A 17,977-nucleotide genomic window follows, 5' to 3' on the forward strand; every position below is an offset into this window, starting at 1 on the left:
TAGCGTTGAAGCGAAAGAATGGGTATCGACATAGCGCCGATACCCATGCTGTTTCTAAATACCAATCTTGTATCTAAAAATCATGAACCTGACTAAAGGTGCTTCACGCGGCGTTTAACTTCTTCTTGTTTACCGAAATTAAATGGTCGTGCATCCGGGCTACCAAGGTAACCACAAACGCGGCGTGTTACCGACACTTTCGTTGAGTCGTGGTTGCCGCACTTAGGACAAGTAAAGCCCTTACTTGTACAGTCAAACTCGCCGTTGTACCCACACTCGTAACACTCATCAATGGGTGTATTCGTGCCGTAGTAAGGTACGCGTGTGTAGCTGTAGTCCCACACATTTTCTAATGCTTCGATGTTCTTCTGCATATTCGGGAATTCACCGTAACAGATGAAGCCACCGCTAGAGATATCTGGATAAGGCATCTCGAAATCGATCTTGTCGTATGGGTTCACTTTCTTCTGAACGTCTAAGTGGAAGCTGTTGGTGTAGTATCCGCGGTCTGTTACGCCTTCAATAACACCAAACTCTTTAGTGTCAATACTACAGAAACGACTACATAGGTTTTCACTTGGTGTGCCGTATAAGCTGAATGCGTAGCCCGTCTCTTTGGTCCAAGACTCCACTTCACGCTTCATGTACGCCACAAGCTCAAGCGCTTTAGTACGCATTTCGCCGTCATCGTACAAGTGCACATCAGTGCCGTACAGCGCAGTCATTGCTTCGTGGATACCGATGTAGCCAAGAGAAACAGACGCACGACCGTTCTTGAAGATATCAGCAATAGAGTCGTCTGCTTTCAAGCGAACGCCACATGCACCTTCCATGTATAGGATTGGCGCCACACGCGCTTTCACGTTTTCTAGACGAGAAATACGCGTTTCTAGTGCGCGACGAGCTAGCTTCAGTTTTTCATCAAGCAGTTCGTAAAACTTAACCATATCTTGCTTCGCGTTAATTGCAATACGTGGCAAGTTTAAGCTAACAACACCTAAGTTGTTACGCCCTTCATGAATCAACTCACCATTTTCTTCGTAAGTATTCAAGAAGCTACGGCATCCCATAGGCGTTTTAAATGACCCTGTCACTTCTACCACTTTGTCGTAGTTTAGAATGTCTGGGTACATACGCTTAGATGCACATTCAAGCGCTAATTGCTTAATGTCGTAATTTGGATCTTGTTTCTGGTGGTTCAAACCATCTTTGATTGCAAACACCAGTTTAGGGAATACTGCTGTTTTACGGTTCTTACCCAAACCTGCGATGCGGTTCTTCAAGATAGATTGCTGGATCAGTTTCGAACCCCAGCTTTCGCCTAAACCAAAACCAAACGTAACGAATGGTGTTTGACCGTTAGCCGTGTGTAGCGTATTGACTTCGTATTCCAAAGACTGGAACGCATCGTAACACTCTTTCTCAGTACGAGAGATAGCAAAAGCTTCTGGGCTATGAATGTCCCACTCTTTTGCTAACGATAAATGCTTCTCGTAGCTTGCCATTACGTAAGGTTCTAAAACCTCGTCGATACGGTTAATCGTTGTACCGCCGTAAATGTGGCTCGCCACTTGCGCGATGATCTGTGCGGTTACCGCTGTCGCCGTAGAAATCGACTTAGGTGTGTCGATTTCCGCGTTACCCATCTTAAAGCCATGCGTTAACATGCCTTTCAAGTCGATAAGCATACAGTTAAACATTGGAAAGAACGGTGCGTAGTCGAGATCGTGATAGTGAATGTCACCACACTCATGAGCTTGTACGATGTCACGCGGCAAAATGTGCGTTTTTGCGTAGTGCTTAGCCACGATACCCGCCAACAAGTCACGCTGAGTTGGGATAACTTTACCGTCTTTGTTGGCATTCTCATTGATCAGATCAACATTGCTCTCTTCGATCAAACCTTCGATCTCACGTGTTAGCGCACTTTGCTTTTCACGGGCAGTATCACGGTCATGACGATATTCAATATAAGCACGAGCTAGAGACTTATATGGTCCCTGCATTAGCTCGTTCTCGACCAAAGTCTGGATTTCAGAGATATGAACTTCATCGTAGTCTTCGAGCTTCAACTCAACAGCTAGCGCTACATTCAGTGCATAAATAGCAATTTCTTTATCGGCTTTGTCTGATGCTGCTTCCACTGCAGCTTGGATGCGATCTCTGCTGAATGGAGCTCTTGAGCCATCACGCTTGATTACGATTGATTTCACCACTTCTCCTTACTCTTGATGTATTCACAGACTTATCCACAAACACACTATATAGAGCGAATTCTCGTTTAACTAACACTAGATATTGTGGCGTATTTAACGAGAACCACCTAATTTGAGTATTGATTTAGATCAACAAAATACTCACGTAGACCAAGATCAATTCAATATTATTACGTCAGTTCTCAAGTCTAAAAGAAACAATGTAACAACAAAAAAACAGCGAAAATGAGTTGAATTTTTGGTAAGTGTTGTAGGATAAAGGCTCAACTATATTAACCCGCCAAATTAAGGGCATTTAACATGAATCGATGGCAAAAGTGGATAATGTTTGCTTGCTTACTCAGTAGCCATGCATTTGCCGAACCTTTGACCATTTCCAGTTGGAATATTGAATGGTTGTCAGACAGCACTGCTGTGAATAAGTTTTCTGAGCAACGGGACCAAGCGGATTACGATAAACTCGAACAGTATTTTCAATCCTTGAATGCCGATGTGGTTGCCTTTCAATAAGTCGGTGACGTAAACACCATTCAGCGCATCGCTGGCGATCAATATGAAATCTTGATGTCTGATCGCTCATTACCCAAAAACAGGAGTCGACAATTTAAAGAAGTGAATCAATACACAGGGTTCGCGGTTCGTAAAGGAATCACACTCACCGACTACGCCCACTTTCCTTTGGAATCGAGTGCCAGCAGTAAGCTTAGGTTTGCCAGTTACATGGTCGTAGAAACGGCAACCAAGCCGATTCACATGTTGTCTGTGCATTTAAAATCAGGTTGCAGCGGCGCTTACAAGTCGAATAGCAATTGTTCAAGGCTCAAAGCGCAAGCACAGCAACTTAATCAGTGGATACAGCAAAGAGAACGCAACGGTCAGGATTACGCGATACTCGGCGATTTCAACCATAACCTTTCGTACTCAAGAGATTGGATGTGGAAAGACTTAACTAAAAATACCGACGCTCAGTTAGCAACAAGGAAAACCCGCGCAGATTGTAAGGTACGTTCAAACCGCAATAACCACCGAACGCATCAGTTTCGCTCGGTGATTGATCATATTGTCGTCAGTAAGTCACTAAACGCAACTCCGGCAAAACAAGAGATATTTGAAACGCAAGACGTGCTGAATTATAAACTCGGTGATCACTGCCCAGTTTCCACGACTATCCAACAGTAGATCTTGGTATAAATAACACTAGATATAAAAAAGGCTGACTCGCTTTTCGACTTAAAGCGAGTCAACCTCTCTGTTCGAGCAGCTAACAACCCATCATCTGAGCCTATGCAAAAAATACTAGCCGGTTTTATTCGTACGACCTGCCAGCCACATACCCATTAGCATACTGATCATAAATACCCACACAATTGAATTGCCACCGCTGAGGCTGGTTACCGCAGGTCCCGGGCAAAAACCGGCAATACCCCAGCCTAAACCAAAGGCTGTTGAACCTAAGATCAACTTTCTATCGATTAACGGATTATTGCTGCTGTCTAGAGGCTCACCATTAACGGCTTGAGCGCGCTGTTTAATCACCAGATGGTAAAACGGTGCGAACACCAATAGCGCGCCACCCATAACGAATGCCAAGCTGATGTCCCAATCACCTGTAATATCTAAAAAACCAAGCACCTTCTTAGGATCAACCATACCTGAAATGATCATGCCAGACCCAAACAGAATGCCTGAAAGTAAACCGATAACTATAGTAAATGACGAGTTTTTCATTATGCCCCCAAGCCAATCAGATTTTTGACAAGCACAGTTGCGATGGCCACACTCATAAAGACACAGGTCGCCACGATTGACCGTTTGGATAAACGTGCCATCCCCACAATACCATGGCCACTAGTGCAGCCATTTGCCGTCTTAGTACCAAAGCCGACCAAAAGGCCAGCAATAATAACGAGCGCTAAATTCATCTCTTCCAATTGAGGAAGTTGGTATCCTGTTGGAATCAATAACCAACCACTCGCTACCATTCCAACAATAAAAGCAAGTCGCCAATGTTTTTCGGTTTGGCCAATTCGCGCATCCGGACCTGACTTCAGACCTTTATTTGAATTGAGTGGCAACAGACGGCTAACAATGCCACTGATCCCTGCTACTCGCCCAATGCCTAACATAAGAACGATTGCTGACACACCTAACAACATGCCACCAAAAAAAGCATTCCAAGGTATTAAATTAATCACAGACCTCTCCCAAAATGACTTACCTATAAACTCATCACCTTAACTTAAATTAGAGTTTACTAATAAATGTAAATTAGTCAACACTAATGTAATGAGATTGCGATGTGTTAGAGACACGTTTACTGTATCGAAAATTAGGACGACAACAACGAGGAAAGACTAAAGCTAAGCCAATACAAAAAAGCCCTAGGCATTAACCTAAGGGCTTATGATGAGTTTTGATTGATACGCTATCATTCGTACCGCAACCGTTACTTAGCCTTATTCTTTTCTGCTATCCACTGCGACATGTACTTAGTACTTGCCATGCTGTGGTGCTTGAGCATCGAACCAAAGAAATTATCGAGTCGATGTGATTCAAGCTCAGAATCTAGGGCAATCAACCGCTTGATCAATCGGTTACCCAGTTGATTCTGCTCATAATGCGCTTCAAGAATTGAATGACATTGACTTTGGGTCTTAAGCCACTTCTCTTGATCTTGATAAAGAGCTACCGCTTCTTCGACAAACGCATCGATATCGTCTGCAACCGCGCCCGGCCATTGCAACTCACCTTGCGGCAACATGCCTTCACGACCAATCTCACTGGTCACATTTGGAGTTTGCAGCTTCATCGCGTCAAGTAACTTCCCTTTGATCCCTGCACCAAAACGCAATGGCGCTAAACATACACGTGCCTGCTCCATCACTTCTTGAGCGTCTTTTGCCCAACCTTTGATATGGAAACCAGTTTTAGGGTTGTGTAATGCGGTCGCTTTTGGCGGCGGATACGATCCATAAATATGAAGCTCAGATTCAGGCAACTGTTTACGAATCTTCGGCCAAATCTTTTGTAACTGAAGCACCGCATCCCAGTTAGGTGCATGTCTAAAGTTGCCTATCGTCATGAAATGCTGACGTTCTTCAAAGCTTTTCGTGCTCTCTGGAAGCGTATTAAGATCAACCATGAACGGCAGATGATGAAGCAGTGTGGGATCGATTTTGAACTCAGATTGAAGCAGTTCCATCTCATGACTTGAGATGATCAACGAAAGATCACAGCGCAAAATCGCGGCAATTTCACGTTTAGCTAAGTCACTATGCAGATGTGCTTTGGTCAGTTCCGTCTCTTTCTTAACCGCTTCGTGGCGCGCATTACGCAGAAACTGTAAGTCTTCAGTATCCAATAGTTTGAACGCATTCGGACATACCTTCTCAACACGCCAGCCAAACTGCTCTTCCATCATAAAACGGTCAAACATCACGATATCAGGTTGCAGATCATCAATGTAATCATCAAAGCTATCACAATTTAATTGTATAGATTGGCTTGTGATCCCCTCTTCTGAGAGATCAATCATGTGCTCGGTTTCTTGAGCGGGCGTGGCAAATTCAACGCACCACCCTTGCCTTTTAAATAAGCGTAAAAGAGACATCATGTGGCTGCCTGCCGCCGATGAATTCGGTTCAGGCCAAACGTAGCCAATGGCTAAAACTTTCTTCAAAACATTTCCTAATACATAACAAAAGGGCTCCAATGAGCCCTTCTAATGTTAACTTTTATCAAGCGTTCTCTCTTTAGATTACAACCACATTAGCCCTTGCTTAAGGTGACAGTGTAACCACTAAAAATATTAAGTGCTATGTTGAACAATATGCACTCAAACCGCTTAATCGAGACCGGTTTGCTTCATGAGCTGAACAACGTCATCCTGCTACTCGTTCTCTGAGTTAGGACGCGTTTTACAGTGTAAAATCGCGCTTTCTAGAAGCTCTAACGCCGATTTATCAGCTTGCGGAAGCTTAGCATCCGATTGACCTAGTGGTTCAACGCGATTGCCCCACTTAATGTGGCCAGCACCCCACGTTAAACCTGCTCCAAATGCCGCGACAAGGATATTGGAGTTCGGCTTAACGAAGCCTTGCTCTAATGATTCACACAGTGCAATTGGCACGGTAGCAGCCGATGTGTTGCCGTAGTTTTGGATGTTAACAAATGCTTTCTCGCGCTCAATACCCGCCATATCACACAGAGTTTGAACAATTCGGATATTCGCTTGGTGCGGAATCACCACGTCGATGTTATCGGTAGAGATACCAGTTCGGCTCAACACAGTGTGCGCCGCAGCCCCCATACCTTTTACTGCACGCTTAAAGATCTCTTTACCCACGAAATCGAAGTCCCAGTAACCGTTATCAGCCGCAAAACGATCCATGGAGGTACCGAATTTTGGTACCGCGAGAATGTCACGCCCTTCAGCATCGCAGCCGATTTGAGCTTCTTGTAAACCCACTTGTTCTTCAGTACGCGATAAAACCACCGCGCCCGCGCCGTCTCCAAAAAGAACCGCGGTATCACGCTTAGTCCAATCGATGAAGAATGACAGGCGTTCTGCACCCACAACGATTGCATTGCGGTAGTTGCCCGCTTGAATCAGTCGAGTCGCTGTTTCAACACCGTAGATGAAGCCGGTACACGCCGCGTTGAGGTCAAAAGCGGCTGCACTCTTAATGCCCAAGTTCTGTTGAACCTTAGAGGCGATATTTGGGATAAGAGAATCAGGGCTGCACGTTGCGATGATAACGAGGTCGATATCTTCAGCCGTTAGACCAGCACACGCCATGGCATGTTGCGCGGCAACCGTCGCTAACTCAGAAGTATTGACATGACTGATACGACGGTTTTCGATACCGGTTCGAGTTCGAATCCACTCGTCAGATGTCTCAATGAAAGTACTTAGATCATCATTGGACAACACGGCTGGTGGCAGACACTTTCCCCAGCCTGTAATTTCGGCATAAAATTTTGTCATCATTTACCTGTTTATTGTTTGTTTTTATTTAAGTATCGTAGTCTTGTTTTAAACAGTATAAGCGCTCTGTGCGTGATTCGTAAATCGCGTTAGCCACGGAGTTACAATAAAAAGAGAAAGTTATGTCTACATTCAACACACGCTGCCCTTCTTGTAATGGCGTAAACCGAGTTCCTTCAGAAAGAGTTTCAGAAAGCCCCACATGTGGTAAATGCAAAACAGCGCTGCTCGACGGCGCGCCTATCGAAGGAACGTCACTGAATTTCCAATCCATCTTGAACAGTTCACAGCCTGTGGTTGTCGACTTCTGGGCGACATGGTGTAACCCATGTGTCGGTTTTGCGCCAGTGTTCAGCGACGTTGCAAAAGAACGCTCTGGAGATGTTCGATTCGTTAAGATTGATACTGAAGCACAGCAGCAGCTCGCGGCAATGTATCAAATCAGAAGCATTCCGACCGTGATGGTGTTTAAAGACGGTAAACGTGTCGATACGATAAACGGCGCGCTACCAAAAGGTCAATTTGATCAATGGCTGAATCAAGCTCTAACCAAATAACATGGGGGGGTGAGCTATTGAATTTCATTTTTGCTTTATTCTAAGTAACCACACAAAAATAGGTTAGAGAGCCTTGTCATCACTTTATGGGTATATCTCAAATCGTGTGGTGACGGGCTAAGATCAACGCCCCATCAGCATCAAAGAGAAAATCTCACAGATGCTGATTGAAATGCCGAGATGTTATCCATAAATAAATCCATTTATTCAAACCGGAAGCCTTTCTAATCACCAGTTTTCTTCAACAAAAAAGAGTATTGAAGAGATACCTGAACGCGTCGCTCTTTATGATAGTGCTAACGTTCGACATGCCTTTCGCAAGTAGAGTGGTAACTCGTCATGCCAATACCGTAAAGGGACGATTTAACAGATAAGCGTCAATGCGAACCCAATCAGAACAAGCCAACCACTTTACCGTCTCTCTATAAATTAAACCACTATTGAACAACAGCTTAACGGCTTTTCGACCGTATAAAATCTGGCCAAATCGTGAAATGTCGCAATGGTATTTTAGTTTAGAGTGGTGATTAATTTATTTTATCTTGACGACTATTTTTATTCGTTTTACCCAATCCAATTTCTCCTCCATAGTCGCGGAAAATTCATCGTTCCTTCGACTATCAGAGGCTCCTGCATTGGACAATATCCAACCAACAACTCGCATAACGGTCCCTGTTATTGCATTGTCTTTTTACGCGATCGCTTCAGGCTACTTAATGAGTTCATTACCATTAATGCTGTCTGAGTATGGCTTAGACAAAAATTTATCGAGTTGGTTGGCGAGTGCATTCTATGCAGGTCTACTGGCTGGTACATTATTGATTGAACGTGCCATTGCGCGTGTTGGTCACAAAGACGCGTTCGTCATCGCATTGAGTGTGTTCATCGCCACGATCCTTGTATTGCCATTGATCCCACATCAAGCAGTATGGCTATTCGCTCGCTTTGTGGCAGGTGTGGCGGTTGCAGGTATCTTCGTGATTGTAGAGTCTTGGCTAATGAGCGGTGACGAATCACAACGAGCAAAACGCCTCGCTATCTACATGTGCTCACTGTACGGCGGTTCTGCCGTTGGTCAGCTTGGTATCGGTTACCTAGGTATTACTGGTGGCGTACCTTTCATCGCAATGTTCACCCTTCTGTTTGGTGCGATCATTGTGCTGATGTACGGACAAGCAACGCCACCACAGATCCACGATGCGCAATCTTTGTCTTTAAAGCAGATCAGCAAATTAAGCCACAGCGCGCTCATTGGCTGCATTGTATCTGGATTAACACTCGGGGCGATTTACGGTTTGATGCCAGTTGAACTTGCTCAACGTAACATTGCTCACGAAGACATAGGCGGTTTGATGGCTTTAGTGATCATCGGTGGCATGGCTGTACAACCAATGGTGACTTGGTTATCTCACCACGTAGGACAAGTGTTATTAATGGCTCTGTTCTGCCTGCTAGGGGTTGCAAGCATTGGCGTGTTGACTATCAATCACGATTTCTACGTATTAGGCATGAGCCTGTTCGTTTTGGGCATGGCAACATTTGCGCTGTACCCAATCGCGATTAACTTGGGGTGCCGCAACCTTGACCCAAACTACTTGGTGTCAGTGACTCAAATTATGCTGCTTTGCTACAGCATCGGTTCTGTTGTTGGCCCCATCGTTGCAGACAGCTTTATGAATTCACAAGCAGGGCTGTTCACGTACCTGTTCGCGTCTCTGCTTGCGACAACGATATACATGCTGGTCGCGAGCCTAAAGCGCTCTCCTTTGCAGATTGCAGGCGAGTAACTTCAGGACAATAAATATTTGCCACTAAGGCTCTGAGTGAGGACTTTACGTTTAAACTCAGGGCCTTTTTGTTTTGCATCAATTGAAAATCGGTGAATGCGCTAAATATTGATGAACTCGCTAAATGATGCGCTTTATTGCTTAATCTCTATCTAATATCTGATAACTCTTTCGATATTGGCTGGGTGATAAACCGAAATGCTTTTTAAATCGATGCGAGAAGTTATAAGGATCTTTGTAGCCTAAACGATTGGCAATCATCGACACCGACCAATCTTGCTGCTTCAATAAACTGGTCGATTTATCCATTCTGAGCTGAATCAATTTGCGGCGAGGCGAGACATTAAACAATGACTTGGTGACCCGGTTTAACTGCTCTTCACTGATAAAGACACGCTCTGCCATCCCTGCAACTGTCCACGCCAAATGGAGACTGCTCTCGATTTCATTGTAGAGTGCCTGAACTCGCGCAGTGGTGCTTGTCGACTTAGGTTCAAAGCCGGTCAAACTCCGAATGATCTCACTCATAAGTAACTTTCTATAACTCGCTCTGCCACCAATTTCAAAGTAAACCAAGTTCATTAACGACCAGATTTGTTCACATTCTCCGAACGGCACAATACGCTGGCCTAAACTTGCAATGTGTTGCCACTGAGGAGTCGACGGTGTCAACATCCACGCCATCTTCCAATAATTGTATTGCGGGTCAAGCTCAAAACGGAAAGAGGTTTCAGCCGGAAGAACAACTAATGTATACGGCGTAATGGCTTGCACCGAGGTAGACGTCGTCAGTATACCGCCCCCTTCTTGTGTGAAAATGAGCGAATGCACATCCACTGATTCGCGTTCCACCCAATAAGCATCGTACAGCTTAGCCATACCGGCCATGTAAACCCCACAACTCTTCATTTCTGGGATATCTTCAACGGTCAAAAAACGTTCTTTACACGCTTCAGCTAAAAAGACGTCATCTTGCCATCTCGATTTAGGTCGCATTTGTTCAATGACGGATTCGCACAGGTTTTGTTGTTTTTTGAACATGTTTTTATCCGCCTCAACTCACTATAGTTCTGCCATAAATTGGAGAACCTATGACTACTAACACTAACCCTGAATTATACAACAAAAACACGGCTGAGAGCATATTACCGCGCATTCTCAAGCTCGGTTTACCTGTTGCATTACAAAGTGCGCTTGTCGCAATTCTAGCCCTTGCTGACGTACTGATGGTTAGTGACTACGGTATGGAAGCAACAGCAGCAGTGGGAATTGCATCAAAATGGCACTTCGTAGCGATTATGATTATGGCTGGCTTAGCCTCAGCAAACGGCACTTTGGTTGCGCAATATTGGGGAAAAAACGACCGTAAAAGCGCACGCACCGTATCATCCATTGCAATGGTGTTTGGTCTAAAAGTTCTGCTGCCTGTTACTGCTATCATCACTCTTGGCTCCCACTTTTTAATGATGTTGCAAACCAGCGATCAAACTGTGATAGCACTCGGCGCGACTTATCTTTGGTACGGCTTCCCTGTCCTACTTCTGACTCATATTGTTGTCGTGGTAGAAGCCAGCCTACGCTCATCGGGTGACACTGTAACACCTCTATTATTAGGGGCGGTGACCATTGCACTCAACATTGCACTTAACTTCATTCTGATTAAAGGTGCCTTTGGTATTCCTGCGATGGGTGTTGCGGGTGCAGCGCTTGCAACGACACTAGCTCGCGCAATTCAAGTTGGCTTGATGTATGGCTATATGCGTATGCGTAAACACTGGCTATTAACGACACCAAGTTCACCACATCGTCCGTCATTGTGGTTGTCTTACCGTCGTATTGCACTGCCATTAACGATGAATGCCGTATTGTGGGCAATGGGCACCATGGCGTACCAAATGATCTTCGGTCATATGGGGACAACAGAGTTGGCTGTATTCTCTATGCTCGCGCCCTTTGAATCGCTGTGTTATTCGGTATTTTTCGGTATTTCAGTGGCGTGTTCAGTACTGCTAGGTCATTCATTGGGTCGTGATGAGTTTGATGAAGCGATGAGTATGGGACTGACCTTCATTAAAGCCGTCGTTGGCTTTGGCGCGGTTGTCGGTCTTCTTCTCTTCGTCGGCAAGGAGCACGTATTGAGTTGGCTGAATTTAACAGACGAGAAGTTATACCCACTCGCAGCACCAGCAATCATGATCATGTGTTTTGCTGTGGTGATTCGCATGCTAAACATGGTGATCATTAACGGTATTATTCGTGCTGGTGGTGACAACGCGTTTTGTCTACGCATGGATTTTATTGCGATGTGGATGGTTGGCATTCCAGTATGTGTGTACGGTGCCTTTGTCGCGGGATGGGATTTCAAATACATCTATGGCCTGATGTTGGTAGAAGAAGTGGTCAAACTGGCCATATGTTCACACCGCTACCTAAGCCGACGCTGGATCAACAACCTAACGGTGACCCACGAAGAGCCGCAAACTGCATAACCCTCTAAATTGACCAATCTAGGTTTACAGTTAAGTATTAAATAGAAACAAAAAGGTTTGGTAAATCAAACCTTTTTGTTGCCTCGTTCTCTAGAGGTATCACTATTTTTATCCATTCGGATATGGCGATTCGACACATTCGGCAATGGCTTATCGGGCACTTTTCGTTGCTCATGAATCAAATGCCTGAACGCTAAAATCGGATGCTTAAGTAACATTCTAGGCCCAGCATAACGCATCACTAACCGCATCTGCTGTTTCGGTTCGGGCTTATAGCAATGTATTGGACACTTGTTACAAGTCGGTTTGGTTTCACCATAAGGGCAGCGATCAAGTCGCGTTTCGGCATAGCGTAACAGTTGCTCACACTCTTCACATAACGCGCCATTCTGACGCACTGCACCGTGGTGATCTTTACAGTAGATGTGCACCATCGCAATCACGGTTTTGTACTCCGTTGCGAGTTCGCCTTGTAGAATGTTGTTATGTTGAAACATGATTAATTGCCCAGAGATAAACCGTACAGGTTGAGATTAACACTTTCACTTAATACGTCTTCGACTCGCTCAAAGACAAAACCTAATTTTGTTAGCAATGCGATACTTCGAATGTTATCTGAGGTCGTGATGGCAACTAAATGATCGATATCAGCGTGATGTTTCGCTTGTTCAATTATCGCTTGTGCCGCTTCTCGTGCAAAACCTTGACCGTACGCTTCAGGGACAAAACCATAACCAATATCATGTGACGCTAAAGTCTCTCGTTTAATTAATCCACAGATACCAATTGGGGTGGAACAATCTTTGATTTCGACCATTAGTAAGCACACTCCCTTCTCTCTGTGCATCGTGAGAATGTTATTTTCGATGTATTCAACAGCCTTGTCAGTATCAGTAATGCCCTTGTCTCCAATATAACGTAGGAAATCTTGTAAGCTGTATAATCGTTGAATAAACACCGCATCTTGAGGTGTGATCATTCTTAATCGTAAACGTTCGGTCTCGACTGCCTGCATAGTGATATTTTCCTTGCTGAATACCATGTAAATATTGAGTTCTAGATCTAAAATGATTATCCTCCACCGCCTAAACTAAATACAAGGCTATGCAGCAATGAACCGTAAGAAAAAAATCAACCAAATTCTAAAGAAGAAGCAGAAACAAGCGAATTCGAAACTGCATGGTAGCAACAAGCCTCGCTACATTTCTAAAGCTGACCGTGCAAAAATGGAAGCTGAAGAACAGGCTAAAGCCGCTCAAGAGCAAGCTGAAGGCACAGTTGAAGCGACTGTTGAAGTCGAAGAGACAAAAGCTGCAGAGTAAGTTGTGAACTCGCAGCTCTCTTGTCTGACACTCTCCAAGAGCCAACAGACAAGAACAAAAAAAGCAGCCTCTAATTGGGCTGCTTTTTTGATCCTACCATTTTTAATCGCGCTGATTAGCCTTTAAAAGGCCGAACTTCCCAGCGTGTAAACGGCGCTTTTGCATGAATCCCCGCGCTTCCCCAACGATCTACCGGATCAACAACCAGAATTCGTTCAATCGGTACCAGTGACTGAAGCAAAGTCGTGGGCTTTTTCGTGGTCACGAACCACAGTGCATCATCTTCTGAAAACATCGCTTTGAGTTTGGCTTTGTCTTGCTCTGTCCATTCAAGTTCAGCTTTGAACATACGCTCTGCAACGAACAGTTGGCTACCTGAAGCAAAATCTTCCAAGCTTTCTGAAAGCAACAATACTGAATCGACGTCATTATCCAGCAGTACCGCTTGTTGCTTGTTTATCAGTTCACGCACATCAAGCATGACACGTTGTAGGTTGCCATCAATGGCATCAGCCTGCGCCGGCCACAATAACTTAAAGTCGTCAGCTACGATCGCCGCCATGCGCGTTAAGTTGGTTGGGTTTAACCACGCATACTTAGACACATCACCACTCGATAACGTCAGTGCTGCGACACCTTGAGCACGCGGTGTGATCGCTTGAGCGGCATCCACTTCCACTAAACGGATGTTACCCTGCCTTGCGTATATGAATGTAGGGTCCGCCGGCCAGATGGACGACAGCGTTAATACGACCGTTGCCCTTTTACCGGATTGTAAGACTTTGCTTGCGCCCTTGCTGCCAAACCAGTTTGGCAGACGATCAATACCATAGCGCTTTGGCGGTAGATATTCGGTGGTAATGTCTGTGCCTTTGGTTAGCTCTGTCGCCAAAGCATAAGTCACCGGTGTACTGGTGAGGATATCCTCAGCATTAGCATTGATAGACACCATTGAGCCAGCCCAAAATAGGCAGCTTAGTGCGCCCGCTTGAGTCGTTGCCTTCACTGAGCTTGAGATACGATTCATTAAAGGGGTCATGATTATGCCTTTCTCATAATTCGATAGAGTGTTGCTGCTAAGAAAAATGTCGCAGAAACGATGATGATTGAAGCGCCTGATGGTACGGGCAGTTTTAGCTCCATAGGTAAAACCGTTCCGACTACACACGCGATAGTTGCCAACAAGGCAGACAGCAGCACAAAACTACCCATACGTTTAGTCAGCAAGCGAGCGGTAGCACCTGGAATCAGCAATAACGCGCCAACCAGAACGGCACCGACAATCTTCACCGCGGCAATCGTCACTAAGGTGATCATCATGACAAACAAGTAGTCGTAAAAACTGGTGTTATAACCACGAACCTTGGCAATATCTGGGCTGATACAAGTCAAAAGAATACGATTGAACGTCGGAATTAAGAGCAAAATGATGATCGCGCAGCTGCCTGCAAGAATCGCTAAGTCTTGGTCTGTTACCGTCAAAATAGAGCCAAACAATACGTTCTCAAGCATGTGAATATTGATTTTGCGTGCAACGTACATCAGTAACGCCGCGCCCACCGCTAACGCTAGTGCAAGGAAAACGCCGACTAAGGTATCGTATGGCACATTGGTTCTGTTTCTTACAAAATGAAGAAGCAGCGCGAAGATCATACAGAAACTAAACAGTCCGATAATTGGGTTTTCCGGTGGCTCGCCAAGCAACACTCCAATAGCGATACCGGTTAATGCCGCGTGACCGACCGCTTCCGAGAAGAAAGCCAGACGTTTTGCTATCACTAAAGTGCCAAGACCACCTAATAACGGGCCAAGTAATAGTGCCGCCACCAAGGCATTGACCATGAACGCATAGATGAAGCTGTCTGATAACCAACCCGCTTCAACACCACTTATGGCAAGGTGTCGTAACCAATCCATTACGCAACCTCCTTTGGTTTGTTCATCGCAGCGCCACTGCTGTAATGCTGGAATAAGCTTTCAATTTTACTTGGGTGCAGTACTTGTTCATGTGGACCACTATCCACCAAGAATCGATTCACAACATGTACATTGGCTTCAAGGCGACGTACTGCGGTGACATCGTGGTGAACGGCAAGGATCGTGCGACCCTCGTCAACACATTCACGAATCAGCGATTCAAGATAACGAACGCCCTGCTCATCCATGCCGGTCGTTGGTTCGTCCAACACTAATAAGCTTGGGTTATCCAACAACGCTTGAGCAAACAACACGCGTTGCTGCTCACCGCCCGACAACTGTCCCATGCGGCGATCGCTACGTGTCGCCATACCCACTCGATCCAACTGCGCTAATGCAAGATCCAACTGCTTGGACTTACCACGCCAAAATAGAGGAATTCGAGTTTGGTTAAGCAACACGAAATCCATGACTGTAAGAGGTAAGCTCGATTCAAAGGTCGCTTTTTGAGGAACGTAACCAATACTTGGCTTTTCTGGCCAATGAATATTAATTTGCCCAGAGAAAGGCGTCAAACCAAGAACCGAGCGCAGCAAAGAGGTTTTACCACCGCCGTTTGGTCCCATGACCACATGGCACTCACCCGCTTTAAGTTCAAGTGAAATATCGTCAAGAATGACGTTGTTGTCGTACTGTAGACCAAGTTGATTGATTGAAATCGATGGACCTAACATTATGCGTTCCCGCTTTTAGCTTGGTTCGCAGCCGCAAATTTCATGGCTTCGATCAGCGTTTCTAGGTTCTTCTTCATCTCAACTTCAACTTTATCGTCTTGATATTCGCCGTGCGTCATGTGAGAAAAACGGTAAAGCTGCACGCCCGTTTCCGCTTCAATGGTGTCAACAAAACGGTTTGGCATGTTTAACTCATAGAACAACACATCAATGCCCGATGCGCGGATCTTTTCGATCGTCTCTTGCAGCTGGCTCGCACTTGGTTCAACACCGTGTGCAGGCTCAATCACCGCTGCCACATCCACACCAAACTCTTGCAAGATATAGCCATAAGCATTATGCGTGGTCGCCACCTTCATACCTGAAGTATCGAGTTCACCTAGTGACAACATCGCATCGCGCTTCATAAAGCGAAATTGCTTAGCGTATTGACGCGCATTGTTACGATAAAAAACCGCGTTGTCTGGGTCGAGCTTAGAGACTTCACTCGCGATGGTGTAAACCTTTTGGATGGTTGTCGAAAGTCCAACAAACGTGTGCGGATTCACCGCGCCTTGACCCACTGACTGGCCTAATGCCGGCAGTAAAGGCACTTCTTTGTTCGCTTCGATCACCACTAAGTCATCACGTTGCGCGGCTGAGATTACTTTTAGTGCGAAGTCGTCATGACCAATACCGTTTACCACGATGGCGTCCATCTGGCTCAATCGCTTTAAGTCGTTCGGTTGTGGCAAGTAATTATGCGGATTAAAGCCAGCATCAACCAAAGGAAGGATGTTCACTTTGTCACCCACGACGGCTTTTACGTAGCTGTAGTAAGGCTGAAGGGTTATGCCAATCGTCAGCTTATCGCTGTCGACCTTGTATTCTTTTGCCAATGCATTGGGTGTCATTAACACCGCTAATAACGACATCAATAGAGTCATAATTCGCATAGTAAATCTCTTATAATTAGTGAGCATTTTTGTAAGCCGGAGTACTTAATGAGAAGCAGCATCATGCTGTTCAACTTGTGATTCATTGACGACCATTTTCCAGCCGGCAGATTCAAGTGTGTTCTCATCAAAATGAGTCGGTTGACTTGCTACGCCTCCTAGGTAAATCCAGATTTCAGGAGAAACACTGTTGGCGTTCAAAATAAAGGAATCCGCGAAGCCATGATCGGTTGGCGTAGCTTGTTCACTTAGTGCCGCATGTTCACTTGCTAACGCGACGTAGTAACCACGCTCGTCCAATAACCAAGTATGAGAACCTTTACGCTTCCAACTCTGGTCTTCAACAAATGGCGCGACCCATTCATCTTTAAGTGATGCAACACTTGGCCATTCGCCGTCAGAGTCCATGCGCAGGTCACGAATCTCTTCATGGGCCAAACGCAGCTCGGATAACATCGCCAAGTTTTTCTGCTCAACATCGGTCACTAAGATTTGATGATCGAGTACCGCTTTGATATGCGATTCTGCTTGATGAAATGGGATAGCAACCATGGCAAAGCTCAGAATGAACACCATGATCAGCCCTACCCATTTGCCTTCTCTGCCGCCCGTATCAGCACGCACACCTTGAATCATCATTTCTCACTGATCTCGACAACGTCGACTTCAACAGGAAACTCATGGCCAGAATCGAACACAAGGTAGAACTCAGTATCAGGGTTGGGAAATTCAACAATAGAGCGCTTGTCCGTCAACTCTTTTGCAATTAAGTTGTCTTCGTAGTCGTACATCTCGACTGTATAATCAATCGCTTTACTGCCGTCTGAGTAGCCCACTTCACAGGCCACCATTTGGCCTTCAAACCAACAACTCATAAGGGGAAAGTGTGCTTGCGCAGGTAATGCAGCGAAACCAAGTCCCAGAGCCATGCATGGGGCGACTACCGCGTTTAGTTTTGTTTTTATTGTCATGATTTGTACCCTAGACACAATGCAATTTCTCAGTACGAGACTGAGTGATACAGGGCTCAAAT

General features: G+C 45.3%; 18 protein-coding genes and 2 pseudogenes. 6 read left to right on the forward strand and 14 right to left on the reverse strand.

Going from position 1 to position 17,977, the window contains the following annotated elements:
- Positions 1–92 precede the first annotated feature (92 nt).
- On the reverse strand, positions 93–2,213 hold the full coding sequence (nrdD, locus tag L4B77_RS05510) for an anaerobic ribonucleoside-triphosphate reductase (protein WP_261840030.1): 2,121 nt from the start codon (positions 2,211–2,213) through the stop codon (positions 93–95).
- 303 nt (positions 2,214–2,516) lie between these two features.
- On the opposite strand from nrdD, the pseudogene L4B77_RS05515 reads away from it, so the two are divergent.
- Positions 2,517–3,395, forward strand: a pseudogene (locus L4B77_RS05515) (endonuclease/exonuclease/phosphatase family protein).
- A 117-nt stretch (positions 3,396–3,512) separates the two neighbouring features.
- On the opposite strand, the gene L4B77_RS05520 reads toward L4B77_RS05515, so the two are convergent.
- The 4 genes from L4B77_RS05520 to L4B77_RS05535 all read right to left on the reverse strand — a co-directional run bounded on the left by L4B77_RS05520 (position 3,513) and on the right by L4B77_RS05535 (position 7,203).
- Positions 3,513–3,944 carry a YeeE/YedE family protein gene (locus tag L4B77_RS05520; protein ID WP_261840032.1) on the reverse strand — a complete coding sequence of 144 codons (432 nt, stop codon included), beginning with the start codon at positions 3,942–3,944 and terminating at the stop codon, positions 3,513–3,515.
- The gene (locus tag L4B77_RS05525) at positions 3,944–4,411 is read right to left on the reverse strand and encodes a YeeE/YedE family protein (protein WP_261840033.1); all 468 of its coding nucleotides are present in this window, start codon (positions 4,409–4,411) and stop codon (positions 3,944–3,946) included. Before L4B77_RS05525 ends, L4B77_RS05520 begins: the two co-directional genes overlap by 1 nt.
- Positions 4,412–4,662: 251 nt before the next feature.
- Positions 4,663–5,895 carry a glycosyltransferase gene (locus L4B77_RS05530; RefSeq protein WP_429749021.1) on the reverse strand — a complete coding sequence of 411 codons (1,233 nt, stop codon included), beginning with the start codon at positions 5,893–5,895 and terminating at the stop codon, positions 4,663–4,665.
- Positions 5,896–6,105: 210 nt separating this feature from the next.
- Positions 6,106–7,203 carry a ketoacyl-ACP synthase III gene (locus L4B77_RS05535; protein WP_429749071.1) on the reverse strand — a complete coding sequence of 366 codons (1,098 nt, stop codon included), beginning with the start codon at positions 7,201–7,203 and terminating at the stop codon, positions 6,106–6,108.
- Positions 7,204–7,325: 122 nt separating this feature from the next.
- Between L4B77_RS05535 and trxC the strand changes: the two genes are divergently transcribed.
- From trxC to L4B77_RS05550, 3 genes and pseudogenes are all read left to right on the forward strand, one after another.
- Entirely contained in the window at positions 7,326–7,760 is a 435-nt protein-coding gene (gene trxC / locus L4B77_RS05540) for a thioredoxin TrxC (RefSeq protein ID WP_076651183.1), read from the forward strand.
- A gap of 78 nt (positions 7,761–7,838) precedes the next feature.
- Positions 7,839–7,950: pseudogene (locus L4B77_RS05545) on the forward strand (AraC family transcriptional regulator); the annotation flags it as partial.
- A 445-nt stretch (positions 7,951–8,395) separates the two neighbouring features.
- The gene (locus tag L4B77_RS05550) at positions 8,396–9,547 is read left to right on the forward strand and encodes an MFS transporter (RefSeq protein ID WP_261840051.1); all 1,152 of its coding nucleotides are present in this window, start codon (positions 8,396–8,398) and stop codon (positions 9,545–9,547) included.
- Between the two features lie 141 nt (positions 9,548–9,688).
- Here L4B77_RS05550 and L4B77_RS05555 read toward each other — a convergent pair whose 3' ends face one another.
- The gene (locus L4B77_RS05555; protein ID WP_429749024.1) at positions 9,689–10,588 is read right to left on the reverse strand and encodes a helix-turn-helix domain-containing protein; all 900 of its coding nucleotides are present in this window, start codon (positions 10,586–10,588) and stop codon (positions 9,689–9,691) included.
- A gap of 50 nt (positions 10,589–10,638) precedes the next feature.
- Here L4B77_RS05555 and L4B77_RS05560 point away from each other — a divergent pair, with 50 nt between their 5' ends.
- Complete coding sequence (locus L4B77_RS05560; RefSeq protein WP_261840053.1) at positions 10,639–12,036, forward strand: MATE family efflux transporter; 1,398 nt, start codon at positions 10,639–10,641, stop codon at positions 12,034–12,036.
- Positions 12,037–12,101: 65 nt separating this feature from the next.
- Here the strand turns inward: L4B77_RS05560 and L4B77_RS05565 are convergent, their stop codons facing one another.
- Both L4B77_RS05565 and L4B77_RS05570 read right to left on the reverse strand, forming a co-directional pair.
- Positions 12,102–12,533: a nitrous oxide-stimulated promoter family protein gene (locus L4B77_RS05565; protein ID WP_372066460.1), complete on the reverse strand. Its 432-nt coding sequence runs from the start codon at positions 12,531–12,533 to the stop codon at positions 12,102–12,104.
- A gap of 2 nt (positions 12,534–12,535) precedes the next feature.
- The gene (locus tag L4B77_RS05570; RefSeq protein ID WP_429749027.1) at positions 12,536–13,051 is read right to left on the reverse strand and encodes a GNAT family N-acetyltransferase; all 516 of its coding nucleotides are present in this window, start codon (positions 13,049–13,051) and stop codon (positions 12,536–12,538) included.
- A gap of 97 nt (positions 13,052–13,148) precedes the next feature.
- On the opposite strand from L4B77_RS05570, the gene L4B77_RS05575 reads away from it, so the two are divergent.
- Positions 13,149–13,358 (forward strand): DUF2986 domain-containing protein, encoded by a 210-nt coding sequence (locus L4B77_RS05575; RefSeq protein ID WP_261840056.1) that lies wholly within the window; start codon positions 13,149–13,151, stop codon positions 13,356–13,358.
- A gap of 115 nt (positions 13,359–13,473) precedes the next feature.
- Here the strand turns inward: L4B77_RS05575 and L4B77_RS05580 are convergent, their stop codons facing one another.
- The 6 genes from L4B77_RS05580 to L4B77_RS05605 are packed head-to-tail and all read right to left on the reverse strand — an operon-like array spanning position 13,474 to position 17,915.
- On the reverse strand, positions 13,474–14,397 hold the full coding sequence (locus tag L4B77_RS05580; protein WP_429749030.1) for a metal ABC transporter substrate-binding protein: 924 nt from the start codon (positions 14,395–14,397) through the stop codon (positions 13,474–13,476).
- A gap of 2 nt (positions 14,398–14,399) precedes the next feature.
- Positions 14,400–15,275, reverse strand: a complete 876-nt coding sequence (locus L4B77_RS05585; protein WP_429749032.1) for a metal ABC transporter permease — start codon at positions 15,273–15,275, stop codon at positions 14,400–14,402.
- Positions 15,275–16,009 carry a metal ABC transporter ATP-binding protein gene (locus L4B77_RS05590; protein WP_429749034.1) on the reverse strand — a complete coding sequence of 245 codons (735 nt, stop codon included), beginning with the start codon at positions 16,007–16,009 and terminating at the stop codon, positions 15,275–15,277. The genes L4B77_RS05585 and L4B77_RS05590 overlap by 1 nt, the downstream gene beginning before the upstream one ends.
- Complete coding sequence (locus tag L4B77_RS05595; protein ID WP_372040334.1) at positions 16,009–16,944, reverse strand: metal ABC transporter solute-binding protein, Zn/Mn family; 936 nt, start codon at positions 16,942–16,944, stop codon at positions 16,009–16,011. Before L4B77_RS05595 ends, L4B77_RS05590 begins: the two co-directional genes overlap by 1 nt.
- A gap of 45 nt (positions 16,945–16,989) precedes the next feature.
- A complete protein-coding gene (locus L4B77_RS05600) occupies positions 16,990–17,583 on the reverse strand; it encodes a DUF6162 family protein (RefSeq protein WP_429749037.1) in 594 nt (197 codons plus the stop codon).
- Positions 17,580–17,915, reverse strand: a complete 336-nt coding sequence (locus L4B77_RS05605; RefSeq protein ID WP_429749039.1) for a hypothetical protein — start codon at positions 17,913–17,915, stop codon at positions 17,580–17,582. Before L4B77_RS05605 ends, L4B77_RS05600 begins: the two co-directional genes overlap by 4 nt.
- Positions 17,916–17,977 lie beyond the last annotated feature (62 nt).

Source organism: Vibrio minamisatsumaniensis (genome assembly GCF_050337445.1).
GTDB classification, from domain to species: domain Bacteria; phylum Pseudomonadota; class Gammaproteobacteria; order Enterobacterales; family Vibrionaceae; genus Vibrio; species Vibrio artabrorum.

Excerpts from the sequence above, each read along its gene's own strand:
- L4B77_RS05520 (WP_261840032.1), bottom strand. The coding sequence starts at position 3,944 with ATGAAAAACTCGTCATTTACTATAGTTATCGGTTTACTTTCAGGCATT.
- L4B77_RS05535 (WP_429749071.1), bottom strand. The coding sequence starts at position 7,203 with ATGACAAAATTTTATGCCGAAATTACAGGCTGGGGAAAGTGTCTGCCA.
- trxC (WP_076651183.1), top strand. The coding sequence starts at position 7,326 with ATGTCTACATTCAACACACGCTGCCCTTCTTGTAATGGCGTAAACCGA.
- L4B77_RS05555 (WP_429749024.1), bottom strand. The coding sequence starts at position 10,588 with ATGTTCAAAAAACAACAAAACCTGTGCGAATCCGTCATTGAACAAATG.
- L4B77_RS05560 (WP_261840053.1), top strand. The coding sequence starts at position 10,639 with ATGACTACTAACACTAACCCTGAATTATACAACAAAAACACGGCTGAG.
- L4B77_RS05565 (WP_372066460.1), bottom strand. The coding sequence starts at position 12,533 with ATGTTTCAACATAACAACATTCTACAAGGCGAACTCGCAACGGAGTAC.
- L4B77_RS05570 (WP_429749027.1), bottom strand. The coding sequence starts at position 13,051 with ATGCAGGCAGTCGAGACCGAACGTTTACGATTAAGAATGATCACACCT.
- L4B77_RS05575 (WP_261840056.1), top strand. The coding sequence starts at position 13,149 with ATGAACCGTAAGAAAAAAATCAACCAAATTCTAAAGAAGAAGCAGAAA.
- L4B77_RS05580 (WP_429749030.1), bottom strand. The coding sequence starts at position 14,397 with ATGACCCCTTTAATGAATCGTATCTCAAGCTCAGTGAAGGCAACGACT.
- L4B77_RS05585 (WP_429749032.1), bottom strand. The coding sequence starts at position 15,275 with ATGGATTGGTTACGACACCTTGCCATAAGTGGTGTTGAAGCGGGTTGG.
- L4B77_RS05590 (WP_429749034.1), bottom strand. The coding sequence starts at position 16,009 with ATGTTAGGTCCATCGATTTCAATCAATCAACTTGGTCTACAGTACGAC.
- L4B77_RS05595 (WP_372040334.1), bottom strand. The coding sequence starts at position 16,944 with ATGCGAATTATGACTCTATTGATGTCGTTATTAGCGGTGTTAATGACA.
- L4B77_RS05600 (WP_429749037.1), bottom strand. The coding sequence starts at position 17,583 with ATGATGATTCAAGGTGTGCGTGCTGATACGGGCGGCAGAGAAGGCAAA.
- L4B77_RS05605 (WP_429749039.1), bottom strand. The coding sequence starts at position 17,915 with ATGACAATAAAAACAAAACTAAACGCGGTAGTCGCCCCATGCATGGCT.